The sequence below is a fragment of the Corallococcus terminator genome, assembly GCF_003611635.1.
GTDB lineage: Bacteria > Myxococcota > Myxococcia > Myxococcales > Myxococcaceae > Corallococcus > Corallococcus terminator.
In genome coordinates this window covers 1-13322 of record NZ_RAVZ01000282.1, presented here as the reverse complement: position 1 = coordinate 13322, position 13322 = coordinate 1, and the positions used below count along the sequence as shown (strand labels likewise).

The 13322-nt window shown below is 69.5% G+C and carries 7 protein-coding genes; 5 read left to right on the top strand and 2 right to left on the bottom strand.

Features of this window, described 5'->3' with window-relative positions; genetic code table 11:
• On the top strand, window positions 1-2062 hold a 2062-nt coding region (locus D7V88_RS30930), incomplete at its 5' end, for an AMP-binding protein (RefSeq protein ID WP_120544220.1).
• Between the two features lie 24 nt (window positions 2063-2086).
• Here the strand turns inward: D7V88_RS30930 and D7V88_RS30925 are convergent.
• The gene (locus D7V88_RS30925; RefSeq protein ID WP_120544219.1) at window positions 2087-2428 is read right to left on the bottom strand and encodes a hypothetical protein; all 342 of its coding nucleotides are present in this window, start codon (window positions 2426-2428) and stop codon (window positions 2087-2089) included.
• Between the two features lie 63 nt (window positions 2429-2491).
• Window positions 2492-3682 (bottom strand): ArsA family ATPase, encoded by a 1191-nt coding sequence (locus D7V88_RS30920; RefSeq protein WP_120544218.1) that lies wholly within the window; start codon window positions 3680-3682, stop codon window positions 2492-2494.
• A 251-nt stretch (window positions 3683-3933) separates the two neighbouring features.
• Between D7V88_RS30920 and D7V88_RS30915 the strand changes: the two genes are divergently transcribed.
• The 4 genes from D7V88_RS30915 to D7V88_RS30900 all read left to right on the top strand — a co-directional run.
• Entirely contained in the window at window positions 3934-5160 is a 1227-nt protein-coding gene (locus D7V88_RS30915; protein ID WP_158625189.1) for a cytochrome P450, read from the top strand.
• Between the two features lie 20 nt (window positions 5161-5180).
• Complete coding sequence (locus D7V88_RS30910) at window positions 5181-6143, top strand: thioesterase domain-containing protein (RefSeq protein WP_158625188.1); 963 nt, start codon at window positions 5181-5183, stop codon at window positions 6141-6143.
• Window positions 6144-6217: 74 nt separating this feature from the next.
• A complete protein-coding gene (locus D7V88_RS30905; RefSeq protein ID WP_120544215.1) occupies window positions 6218-10885 on the top strand; it encodes a non-ribosomal peptide synthetase in 4668 nt (1555 codons plus the stop codon).
• On the top strand, window positions 10878-13322 hold a 2445-nt coding region (locus tag D7V88_RS30900; RefSeq protein WP_158625187.1), incomplete at its 3' end, for a non-ribosomal peptide synthetase. The genes D7V88_RS30905 and D7V88_RS30900, both read left to right, overlap by 8 nt.

Sequence of the window (13322 nt, the reverse complement as noted above, 5' to 3'; positions counted from 1 at the left end):
CTCCTCCTCAGACCGCGTCCTCGCCCTCTCCGAGCTGGGCTTCGACCTCTCCGTCTTCGACATCTTCGGCCTGCTCGCCGTCGGTGGCTCCCTCGTCCTTCCCGAGCCCGCCCTCACCCGCGACCCCTCCCACTGGGAGGAATTGCTGCGCCGCCACTCCGTCACCGTCTGGAACTCCGTCCCCGCCACCGTGGTGATGCTCGCCTCCCACCTCCAGGGACGCGTTCCTCCACCCTCCCTTCGCCTCTGCCTGCTCAGCGGAGACTGGATTCCCCTCTCCCTCCCGGACCAACTGCGCTCCCTCTGGCCCTCCCTGCTCCTCATCAGCCTGGGCGGCGCCACCGAAGCCTCCATCTGGTCCATCTTCCACCCCGTCGACTCCGTCAGGCCCGACTGGAAGAGCATTCCCTACGGCACCCCTCTCACCAACCAGCGCTTCCACGTCCTCGACGAGTTGCTGCGCCCCGTCCCCGACTGGGTGCCTGGCCATCTCTTCATCGCCGGCTCCGGACTCGCGCTCGGCTACTGGCGCGATGAGCCCCGCACCCAGGCCAGCTTCATCACCCACCCCCGCACCGGCGAGCGCCTCTACAAGACGGGCGACCTCGGTCGCTACTGGCCCCACGGCGCCATCGAGTTCCTTGGACGCGAGGACTTCCAGGTCAAGGTCAACGGCTTCCGCATCGAGTTGGGAGAGATTGAAGCCGCGCTCGCACTCCACCCCTCCCTTCGCGAAGCCGTCGTCACCGCCGTCGGTGAGCCCGGGGCCAGCCGGCGGCTGGTGGCCCACATCGTCCCCGGGCCGGGCCTCAATGCCTCTCACGCCAGCAGCAACGACGGGCACCCGGTCGAGGCCGCGCCGCTCGGAGAGACCGTCCTCCAGGATCCCGTCGAGCGGCTGCAATTCAAGCTCCGCCAGCCCGGGCTCCAACCCCTGACTCTGGACACGCAGGGCATCGCGCTGCCGGGCCCGGAGGTGGATGAGGCGCTGGTGCAGGCCTACCTGGAGCGGCAGACCGTTCGCGAGTTCCGCTCCGAACCCCTGGCCCTGGAGACGCTCGGCCAATTCCTGGCATGTCTGCGCCAGATTCCCATCCCGGGGGCCCCGCTCCCCAAGTACCGCTATCCCTCCGCCGGTGGCCTCTATCCCGTCCGGGCCTACCTCAGCGTCAAGCCCGGTCGCGTGAAGGGATTGGAGGAAGGCCTCTACTACTACCACCCCGTCGAGCACCGGCTGGTGAAGCACCCCGGTGCGGGTGAGCTGCGCGCCGCCCACTACGGCGCGTACAACGAGGCCGCGTTCGACAAGGCAGCCTTCAGCCTGCTGCTGGTGGGACAGCTCGACGCGGTGGAGCCCATGTATGGCGAACGGGCCCGGGACTACTGCCTCATCGAAGCGGGCGCCATGGGCCAGCTCCTGAGCGAGCACGCGACACGGCACCAGTTGGGCCTGTGCGCGGTCGGTAGCTTCGCCTCGGACGGGATGAATGCGTTGCTGGCGCTGGGGCCACGGCAGGTCCTGCTGCACAGCTTCGTGGGCGGAGAGATTGAGCCGGCCACGCTGAAGGCGTGGATGCAGCCGCGCCCCTCGAACGGCCCCGGCGTGGAGGCCCCGCTGCGCGAATTCCTGCGCAAGAAGCTGCCGGACTACATGGTTCCCACCCACTGGGTGCTCTGGGAACAATTGCCCAGGACCCCGAACGGGAAGATCGACCGCAAGGCGCTCGCGTCCCGGGATGCAAGCACGGCAGCCACGCGCGCCCTGCCCGAGGCCCCTCGAACCCCCCTGGAGGAGAAGCTCCTGGCGCTCTGGCGGGAGCTGCTCGGAACCCAGACGCTGGGCATCCGGGACAGCTTCTTCATGCTGGGAGGGGACTCCCTGCTGGCCACCCGGCTGGTCGCCCGCCTCCGTGAGGAGTTGGGCGTCGACGTGCCTCTGGCCAGCTTCTTCCGGACCCCGACCGTCGCCGGGATCGCCGAGTCCATCGAGCTGATGCAGTGGGCCGCCAACCCCGCCCCCTCGACCACCCCTGAGGCGGACGTCGAGGAGGTGGAGTTCTAGGCCCGCGCTGCCCCGCGGACCGCGCTACTTGATGCCGACCTTGGTGAGCTTGGGGCTCTCCTCGGTCGACTTCACCTGCGCGGTCATGACGGTCTTCAGGCGACGATCCACCGTGGACAGCAGGCTGCGCAGCACCTGCGACTGGGTCTCCAGCATCTGCTTCTGGAGGATCTCGAAGGTGTTCTTCTGCATCTCCGCCAGGTCCGACACCGACTGGAGCAGGGACTTGAACACCGGGGGCGCGTTCACCGGAATGCTGGTGGTCGTCGGGTTCGTGGGCTCGGCGCCGGGAGGGGCGTCGTCGCGGGCCTCCTGCTGCTGCTGCTGCGGGGACGCGGCGGGATCCGTGATGATGAGGCTGGCCATTCGAAATCCTCCTGATGGTGTGAAAGCTAGGGCACGTCGGACAACGGGGGACCTGGACGGTCCCTACTTCGCGAAGCGAACGACCAGCCGGCCGTTCTCCATGCTCGCTCCCTCGGTGCGCAACGGAATGATCGCGCGGGGCAGCAGGACGTTGCGCTTGAAGGTACCGACGCGGATGACCAGGTCCTCGTTCTTCCGGCTGAGGTCGATCTGCTCCTTGCTCACGAAGGGCATCTGGAGCTCCAACTGGTAGTCGCCGCTCGGCTTCTTGGTGAACCCATAGGAGGGCGCATCGATGAAGAAGTCCGCCGGGTCCCGCTCCGCGTACAGCAACTGCGAGAACTTCTCCAATTGGGCCACGCCCACCACCTCGTTGGAGAGCAACGGCAGGCTGGAGACGGGGACCGGGGAGAAGTACTCCTTGATGTCGTGGGACTGCGCCTGCTGGGCCTGGGCCCACTGCGCGAAATAGCCCTCGCCCTGCGGCAACAGCCGGTTGATGACCACCGAGTCGGTGGTGATGCCGTACATGCAGAAGTACATGAAGGCCCGCTGCGTCTCACGGACCACCATCTTCTCCGGGTTGGTCACCAGACGCACCGACGTGACCTTCGGATCGCGCAGCATTTGATCAATACCGCCCATCCGCTCGAACAGCCGCTGGAGCGCCGTGAAGTAGGCGTCATCCGGCAGGTAGCTCTTGGCGGACTCGCTGAGCACGGAGGCCATGGGCCGCAGCAGCTTGACCAGCGTCTGGTCCATCTTCAGCCGCTTGCGCGCGTACCAGTCCAGGGTGGTGCTGAAGCTTACGAAGCGCAGCGCCTCGCTGGTGGGCGGACAGTCCAGGACGATGACGTCATAGCGCTTCTCGGTGACGTAGCGGTTGAGGTGCAGCAGCGCCACCATGTCTTCCATGCCGGGCATGATGGCGACCTCTTCGGCCACCACCTCGTCCAGCCCACCGCCCGTCATCAGCGCGGCGCTGTAGCGGTAGATGTCCTTCCAGTTGCGCTCCATCTCCTCCTGGACGTCGATCTCCTGGAGGTCCAGATTCTCCGCCACCCGCTTCGGCAGGCCCTTGTGTTGTTGGAAGAGTTGCTCTCCCTGATCGAAGGAGTCCGACAGGCTGTGGGCCAGGTCGAAGGAGAGCACGAGTGTCCTGTGGCCCTTCTTCGCCGCGGCCCAACCCGTCGCGGCGGCGACGGTGGTCTTGCCCACCCCGCCCTTGCCCGAAACCAAGATGATGCGTGGCATGAATCCTCCGTCGAGCTGCTTGGGGGCTTCTGCAAAAGACTGACTGGAACGCGCGGGCCAGTGCCCGCGCAAGCCGTGACGGAGCCTACGCTCGCCACCTTCAAGTACAAGCTTCACCTTCATGCCACGAACATGCGACGCAGCAGGTGGGGTGTGATCGATTCATGCCGCGTCGCGTCCGTTGCTTCCTGCTTCGTTCGTTGACGTGCGGCGACGTGCATCCCTATCGTCGAGCAATGCCAGACCCCTCCGTGACCAACCGTCCGCAGGCTCCCGAACTGGGACTGATGACGCGCGAAGGAGCGGTCCGCGCCGCGGACATCTACCAGCGGATCCGCGAGGCCGCTCCCGTGTCCTGGTCGCCGACCTTCATGGGCTGGCTGATCATGGGTCACGCGGAGGTGACGAGCGCGTTCCGCCACCCTCAGTTGAGCTCCGAACGCGTGGACGCGACGCTGGAGCCCCAGTTGCGCCGCGCCGCGCCGGGCACCACCGACCACCTGCTGCGCTTCACGCGCAGGTTCATCACCATGAAGGATGGGACGGCCCACGCCACGACGCGCAGGTGGGCCAGCCGGGGCTTCGGTCCCCAGCGACTCGCAAGCTGGCGCCCCGTGGTGGAGCGGACCACCCACGACCTGCTGGACGCGGTGGCAACCCGCGGAGAGCTGGATGTCGTCAAGGACTTCGCCGACCCGTTCCCCGGGCGCGTCATCACCGCGCTGTTCGGCGTGGCCCCCGCGGACCAGGCGATGTTCCACGAGTGCTCGGAGCGGATCGCCTCGTTCTTCGGGGGCGCGCTGCACCAGATGGAAGCCGCCGCGCCGCGCGCCAATGCCGCCATCGCGCGGCTGGACGCCTACTTCCGGGGTCGGCTCGCGCAGGAGCGGCATCAACCGGGAGAGGACCTGCTGGGTCTGTGGATCGCGGGGCACGAGGGCGCGGAGCTGGACGAAGAGGACATCGTGGCCCAGTGCATCGCCACGCTGGTGGGCGGCAACATCACCACCACGGATCAACTGGCGATTGGCGCGCGGGTGTTCCTGGAGCACCCCGAACAACTGCGCCTCCTGCGCGAACAGCCGGAGCTGGCGCGGCCGGCGGCGGAGGAGCTGGTTCGCTTCGAGGGCTCGGTGCCCTTCATGCACCGCATCGTCAAGGAGGACTTCGAGTTCGGCGGCAAGCCCTTCAAGAAGGGGCAGACCGCGTTCCTGGGCATCACCTCCGGCAACCATGACCCGCGCGTCTTCGAAGCGCCGGAGCGCTTCGACATCCTGCGCAAGCCAGGGCCCAACCTCGGCTACGGTACGGGGCGCCACACCTGTCTGGGCATCCACCTGGCGCGTCTGGAATTGGAGGTCGCGTTGCAGACGTTGTTCCAGCGCCTGCCAGGGCTCCGGTTGGATGAGCGCCGACCTCCCCGGGTGAAATTCAACCTGCTCACCCGGGGCCTCGAATCCCTCATGGTCAGGTTCTGACCCCGTCTGGAGAAGAAGCCTTGGACCGACCATCCCCTGGAGCACAAGCGCTGTCGCCGGTGAAGCAGCGACTGCTGGAGCAACTGCGCGGCCAGCAACAGGCCGCGCGTGTCGGCACGCCCCGGGGCCGCGCCGAGCTGCCCGTCGTCGCCCTCAACGCGGAAGGAGACCGGGTCCCCTTCTTCTGCGTGGCCCCCGCCGGTGGCAGCCCGCTGTGCTACCTCGAACTGGCGCGGGCCCTGGGGCCGGATCAACCCTTCTACGGCTTCCAGTCCCAGGGACTGCTGGACGGCAAGCCGATGCTGTCGAGCGTGGAGGACATGGTCACGCTCAACCTCCAGGGTCTGCGCACCGTGCAGCCCGAAGGCCCCTACCTGCTGGGAGGGTGGTCCTTTGGCGGCATCGTCGCCTTCGAGATGGCCCGGCGCCTGGAGGCCGAAGGGCAGAAGGTCGCCCTGCTGGCACTGCTGGACGGCGGCGTGGTGCACTCGGACAAGCCCCTCAAGCTGCACCGGCCCCGCGACCTGGCGCTGTGGTTGATGATCCTGGGCAACTACGTGTCGAAGCTGAAGCCGCCGACCTCCTACGAAGAGCTGCGCGTGCTGGCGCAGTGGGTGGGCGTCAGCCTGCCCGTGTCGCCCCGGGAGAACCTGCAGGGTGGCGTGGCCTCGCAGTGGCGCTTCATCCGGCGCATGGGCCACGACCTGCTCAACGCCGTGCAGATGTTCACGACGAACACGCGGGCGGGCAGCCGCTACGTTCCCGGGCCTTATGGCGGTGGGCGCGTCGCGCTTCTGCGCACGCCGCAGGACGTCCATGTGGAAGCGGATCCGCTGATCAACGGTGTGCGAAGGTATTGCACCGGCGAGCTTGAGATCTACGAAACGCCCGGCAGCCATCTGGCCCTGATGATGGACAAGGACCAGGTCGAAGCGCTCGCGAAGCAACTGCGCTGGTGCCTGGAGCGGGCGGTGGCACCGTAGCCGTCCGCGGGCCGCCGTTGGGACCGGCCCCTCCGGCATGGGGTCAGGAACGACATGGAAAGGGACGACCGCACGTGAGACGCGTCGAAGAGCTGCTGTCGGAGCTGCGTCAGAAGGGCATCACCCTCCACATGGAGGGAGAGAAGCTGCGGTGCCGGGCTCCACGCGGGGCGCTCGACGCGCGCATGCGCGCGGCCGTGGAGGAGCACAAGGAGGAGCTGCTCGCGTTCCTGCGCCGTGCCACCCCCGCATCGCCGCTGCCCCAGCTCATCCCCGCTCTCGCGCAGCGCTTCGAACCCTTCCCGCTGACGGACGTCCAGCACGCCTACTGGTTGGGTCGCAGCGGCGCCTTCGAGCTGGGCCAGGTCTCCACCCACGGCTACTGCGAGTTGGAGAGCCGCGGCCTGGATCCGGTCCGGCTGGAGGCCGCCCTGCGCCAGCTCATCGCGCGGCATGACATGCTCCGGGCCGTCATCCTCCCGGATGGGCGGCAGCGGATCCTGGAGTCCCCGCCGCCCTACCAGCTCGCGGTGGTGGACCTGCGCGGACAGCCCGGCGAGGTCATCGACGCCCGGCTCGCGGCCCTGCGGCAGGAGATGGCGCACCAGGTCCTCCCGTCGGACCGCTGGCCCCTGTTCGACATCCGGGCCTCGCTCATGGACGGGCAGCGGCTGAGGCTCCACCTGAGCCTCGACGCGCTCATCGCGGACGTGTGGAGCATGGGGCTCATCTTCCGCGAGTGGGCCTGGCTCTACCACCACCCCGAGCAGCCCCTGCCCCCGCTGGCGCTGTCCTTCCGCGACTACGTCCTCGCCGAGCAGGCCCTGCGGGAGACGGAGCACCACGCGCGCTCCAAGGCCTACTGGATGGGCCGGCTGGACACCCTGGCCCCCGCGCCCGAGCTGCCCCTGTCCAAGAGTCCCAGCGCGCTGGAAGAGACCGTCTTCGAGCGCCGGGCCTTCCTCCTGTCCCGCGAGGACTGGCAGGCGCTGAAGCATCAGGCCACCCAGGCGGGCCTCACGCCCTCCGTGGCGATCTTCGCCGCGTTCGCGGAGGTGCTGGGCACCTGGAGCAAGAACCCCCGGTTCACGCTCAACCTGACCCTCTTCAACCGCCTGCCGCTGCACTCCCAGGTGGACGGGCTCGTCGGGGACTTCACCTCGCTGACGCTGCTGGAGGTGGACCACTCGCGCCCGGAGTCCTTCACCGACCGGGGCCTGCGGCTGCAGGAGCAGCTCTGGCGCGATCTGGATCACCGCCACTTCAGCGGCGTGCGCGTCCTGCGGGAGCTGGCGCGGCGCGAGGGCGGTGGCCAGAAGGCGCTCATGCCCGTCGTCTTCACCAGCACCCTGGCGCTCGGCGCCGCGGGGCAGACCTCGCCCGAGGAGGACTGGCTGGGCGAGGTGCTCTACGGCATCGGGCAGACGCCCCAGGTCTGGTTGGATCACCAGCTCGTGGAGCAGCGCGGCGGCGCCCTGCTCTTCACCTGGGATGCCGTGGAGGCGCTGTTCCCTCCGGGCCTGCTGGACGACATGTTCGGCGCCTACGAGCACCTGGTGCGCCAGTTGGCCACGGGCCACGCCGGATGGAGCGCGGAGCGCACCGCGCTGCTGCCCGCCTCCCAGTTGTCGGAGCGACAGGGCGCCAACGCCACCCTGCATCCGCCTTCCGAACAACTGCTGCACGGCCTCTTCGAGGAGCAGGCCCGTCGCCATCCCGACGCGCCGGCCGTCATCACCCCGGAGCGCACGCTGTCCCATGCCGACGTGGCCCGGGTGGCGCGTCAGGTCGCCACCTCCCTGCGGGAGCGCGGCGTCGGCGCGAACACGCTCGTCGCCGTCATCATGGACAAGGGCTGGGAGCAGGTCCCCGCCGTGCTCGGCATCCTCATGGCGGGCGCGGCGTACCTGCCCATTGATCCGCGGTGGCCCGCGACGCGCAGGGCCGCGCTGCTGGAGCAGGCCGGCGTCGTCCTGGCCGTGACGCAGACCGCCCTGGAGGACACCCTGGAGTGGCCCGCGGGCGTGCGCCGGCTGTCCTTCGATGCGCAGGCGCTCCACGCACCCGACCCCGGACCGCTGCCCTTCGTCGCGCAGGATCCGGACGGGCTCGCGTACATCATCTACACGTCCGGCTCCACGGGCGTCCCGAAGGGCGTGATGATCAGCCATCGCGGCGCGGTCAACACGCTGCTCGACATCAACCGCCGCTTCGCCATCGGGCCTGGGGATCGCACGCTCGCCATCTCCGCGCTGACGTTCGACCTGTCGGTCCACGACGTCTTTGGAATGCTGGCCGCGGGCGGGGCCGTCGTCATCCCGAGCACGGACGAGGCGCGGGATCCCGCCAGCGTGGCGCGGCTCATGACGGAGCACGGGGTGACGGTGTGGAACTCCGTGCCCGCCCTGATGCAGTTGCTGGTCGACTACCTGGGAGCCCATCCCGGACAGGTGCCGCCGGGCCTGCGCCTGTGCCTGCTCAGCGGTGACTGGGTGCCCCTGGCGCTGCCTCCCTCCATCCGGTCGCACTGGCCCGAGGCGCGGACCGTCAGCCTGGGAGGCGCCACCGAGGCCTCCATCTGGTCCATCTTCCACCCCATCGGGGAGGTTGCCCCGGACTGGAAGAGCATCCCCTACGGCAAGCCGCTGGCGAACCAGCACCTGCACGTCCTCAACCCGGCGCTCGAACCGTGCCCGGTCTGGGTGCCGGGGGCGCTCTACATCGGCGGACAGGGCCTGGCGCTCGGCTACTGGCGCGACGCGGAGCGCACGCAGGCCAGCTTCATCACCCACCCGCGCACCGGCGAGCGGCTCTACAAGACGGGCGACCTGGGACGCTACCTGCCGGGCGGCGACATCGAGTTCCTCGGCCGCGAGGACTTCCAGGTCAAGGTCAACGGCTTCCGCATCGAGCTGGGGGAGATTGAAACCGCCCTGCTGCAACACCCGGATGTGAAGGAGACCGTCGTCACCGCGGTCGGTGAGCTCCGCGGTCCCAAGCAGCTCCTCGCCTATGTCGTTCCGGGCAGGAGCCAGGGCTCGCGACTGCTGGAGGGTGAGCACGCCGAACCGGGGGAGGTCCACGCCCGGTGGCGCGCGCTCATCGAAGCGGGCCGCGCGGAGGCCCGCCGGGACACGCAGGACATCGAGGGCTTCACCGCGCTCTGGGGGGCCCTGAATGGCATCTACCTGGACGCCGTCTGCCGCGCCCTGCGCGAGCTGGGGGCCTACGCCACGCCGGGCGAACGTCATGAGCGCTCCGAGCTGATGGCGCGCTGTCGTCTTTCACCCCGATATGAGCGGTGGCTCGCGCGAGCCCTCCAGGCCCTCACCCGCGAGGGGCACCTCCTCCAGGAGGGGGAGCGCTTCACCAATCCGGCGCCGCTGCCGGTGAAGCCGCGTGAGGCGCGACGCGAGGAGCTGGGCCGGCACCTGAAGGCCAGCGCGGGCTTCGCGATGGGGGACGTGGAGAAGTTCCTCGACGTGGCCGAGGGGCTGGCGGACATCCTCACCGAGCGCGTCCACTCCGCCCAGGTCTACGCCGCCGAGGAGACGCCGCGCGTCTACCAGAAGCTCTTCCCCCGGGCGAACGCCACCGCCGCCCAGGTGATGCGCGCGGTCGTCGAGCAGCTACCGGCGGAGCGGCCGCTGCGCATCATCGAGGTGGGAGGCGGCTACGGCACGGCCACCGTCCACCTGCTGCCGCTGCTGCCCGCGGAGCGCACCTCCTACGTCTTCACCGACATCTCCCAGTACTTCCTCCAGGAGGCGCGCAAGCAGTTCGCGCGCTTCCCGTTCCTCGCCTACGAGCGGCTGGACGTGGAGAAGCCGCCCGTGGCCCAGGGCTTCGAAGCGCACGCCTACGATGTCGTCGTCGCGGTCAGCGTGCTGCACGGCACCGCGCGCATCGAGGAGAGCCTGCGACACCTGCGCTCGCTGCTGGCGCCGGGCGGGGTGCTGCTGATCATCGAGGAGACGCGCTTCTTCCCCTCGTTCGACCTGGGCATGGGGTTGCAGCAGGGCTTCGACCGGTTCGTGGACGAGGAGCTGAGGAACAGTCACCCGCTGCTGTCGCGCGAGCTCTGGCAGCGCATGCTCGCCCAGACGGGCTTCGAGGAGAGCGAGGTGCTGCACCAGCCGGGCACCCTGTCGGACTACCTGGGGTTCGACGTCATCCTCGCGCGTGGGCCGCTGTCGACGCGTCGGGGCCGGTGGGACGTGCTGCGCGAGCACCTGGCCCAGCGGCTGCCGCCGTACATGGTGCCTTCCTCCTTCGTGATGCTGGACGCGCTGCCGTTGACGGCCAACGGCAAGGTGGACCGGCGGGCCCTGCCCCTGCCGAACGCGACCCGCGCGGCCCGCGCGGAGGGAGGCACGTCGCCGCGCAATCCCACCGAGGAGGCCCTGGCGAGGATCTGGGCGGAGGTGCTCGGCCTGGAGCGGCTGGGCGTCCACGACGACTTCTACGAGGTGGGCGGAGACTCCCTGCTGGCCACGCAGATCTCCACGCGCGCCAGGGATCACTTCCAGGTGGAGGTGCCGCTGCGGACCCTACTGGAGCTGCGCACGGTCGCGGCGCTCGCGGCCCACCTGGACGCCGCGAACGCAGGGCACACCGCCGCCGTCGATGACCTCAAGGCGCGGGTGGCCGCGGGCACGTTGGAGGGCGCGGAGCTGGATGCGCTCCGCGAGTTGCTCGCGGAAGTGAACGCCGCGCCCGGCGATGAGTCCCGTCATGGATGACCTGCTCAAGCAGTTGCAGCGCCTGCCCCCGGAGCAGCGCGAGCAGATCCTCCAGAAGCTCGCCCGGCGGCAGCCCGCGTCCGCGAGGGAGAAGGCCCCGGCGGAGTCCGCCATCCCCCGGGTCGCGCGACAGCCGAGGATGCCGCTGTCGTTCGCGCAGCAGCGGCTCTGGTTCCTGTGCCAGTTCGAAGGCCAGAGCCTCGCCTACAACATCCCCGGCGTCCTGCGCCTCGACGGGCCGCTGCGGCGCGAAGCGCTCGAGCAGTGCCTGAACACGATCGTCCAGCGCCACGAGGCGTTGCGGGCCTCGTTCCTGCTCGAAGCGGATGCACCCATCCAGGTGCTTGCCCCGGAGCTGGCGGTGCCACTGCCCGTCGTGGATCTCCAGGGCCTGGACAGCGCCGCGCAGGATGACGAAGTCCAGCGACGGGCCACGCAGGAGGCGCGCACGCCCTTCTCGCTGGACCGGCCGCCCCTGCTGCGACTCACGCTGCTGCGGCTCGGGCCGGAGCGGCATGTCCTGCTGCTCACGTTCCATCACATCGTGTTCGACGGGTGGTCCATCCACCTGTTCGTCCGGGAGCTGACCCAGCTCTACGCAGCCTCGATGAATGGAACGCCCGGCGCGCTGCCGGAGCTGACCCTCCAGTACGTCGACTTCGCATGCTGGCAGCGGGAGTGGCTGCGCGGCGACAAGCAGGAGCGCGAGCTCGCCTACTGGAAGAAGCAGCTCACCGGGGCACCCGCACAGGTGGCGCTGCCGACGGATCGCCCCCGGCCTCCCGTGCAGTCCTTTCGCGGGGACGCTGTGTCCTTCCATCTGGGGCGCAGGCTCACGCAGCAGCTCAAGGCGGTGGGAGAGAAGACAGGGGCCACGCTGTTCATGGTGCTGTTGGGCGCCTTCGCGGGCCTGCTGCACCGCTACCGGGCCGGTGACGATCTCGTGGTGGGCACGCCCATCGCCAACCGGGGCCGCCGCGAGCTCGAATCGCTCATCGGCTTCTTCGTCAACACGCTGGCCCTGCGCATCGACCTGAGCGGGGATCCGTCCTTCCTCCAACTCGTGGAGCGCGTGCGGCGCGTCACCCTGGACGCGTACACCCACCAGGATCTTCCCTTCGAGCGGCTGGTCGAGGAACTCCACCCGGAGCGCAACCTCAGCAGCAACCCCGTGGTGCAGGTCCTCTTCGCCCTGCAGAACACGCCCGCGGGGCAGATTGAACTGCCGGGGCTCATCGTCACGCCGCTGGAGATGCCGGCCGTCACCGCCAAGTTCGACCTCACGCTCCTGATGGAGGACACGGCCGAAGGGCTGCGGGGCTGGTTGGAATTCAGCACGGACCTCTTCGACCCCGCTTCGGTCCGCCGCATGGCCTCGCACTACGAGAACCTGCTGGCGGGAATCGCGGCGGATGCGCATCAGCCCCTGAGCGCCCTGCCCCTGCTGACGCGAGCAGAAGCACAGCAGGTGGTGGAGGAGTGGAACCGCACCGACGTGGTGTACCCGGAGCAGGACTGCCTGCACGCGCTCATCGAAGCCCAGGTGCGCCGCACTCCCGACGCCACCGCCCTCGTCTTCGAAGGCCAGGCCCTCACCTACCGCCAGTTGGATGAGCGCGCCAACCAGCTCGCCTGGCACCTGCGCTCGCTGGGCGTCGGCCCCGAATCCTCCGTTGCCGTCTGCCTGGAGCGCTCCGTCGAGCTCGTCATCGCCCTGCTGGGCGTCCTCAAGGCCGGCGCCGCCTACGTGCCCCTGGACCCGGGCTACCCCGCCGAGCGCCTCGCCTTCATGCTCTCCGACTGCGCCGCCCCCGTCCTCCTCACCCAGCGCGCGCTCGCCTCCACCCTCCCGCCCTCCTCCGCTTCGCGCCTCTTCCTCGACGAGGCGGGGCCCCTGCTCGCGCTCCAGCCCTCCGGCCCACTCGCGCTCGCCCTCTCACCCGATGCCCTCGCCTACGTCATCTACACCTCGGGCTCCACCGGCCAGCCCAAGGGCGCCATGAATTCCCACCGCGCCGTCGCCAACCGCCTCCTCTGGATGCAGCGCTCCTTCCAGCTCGGCCCTACCGACGCCGTCCTCCAGAAGACGCCCTTCAGCTTCGACGTCTCCGTCTGGGAGTTCTTCTGGCCTCTGCTCAGCGGCGCTCGCCTCGTCCTCGCGCGCCCCGGCGGCCACCAGGACAGCGCCTACCTGGCCCACCTCATCCTCCAGCAGCGCGTCACCACCCTGCACTTCGTCCCTTCCATGCTGCGCGCCTTCCTGGAGCAGCCCGACCTCTCCGGCTGCTCCGGCCTGCGCTACGTCTTCACCTCCGGCGAAGGCCTCCCCGCAGACGTCCAGCAGCGCTTCGCCTCCCGCCTCTCCGCCCAGCTCCACAACCTCTACGGCCCCACCGAGGCCGCCATCGACGTCACCGCCTGGCACTGCGCCCTGCCC

Coding starts and splice junctions, on each gene's coding strand:
- D7V88_RS30925 (WP_120544219.1), bottom strand. CDS start 2,428: ATGGCCAGCCTCATCATCACGGATCCCGCCGCGTCCCCGCAGCAGCAG.
- D7V88_RS30920 (WP_120544218.1), bottom strand. CDS start 3,682: ATGCCACGCATCATCTTGGTTTCGGGCAAGGGCGGGGTGGGCAAGACC.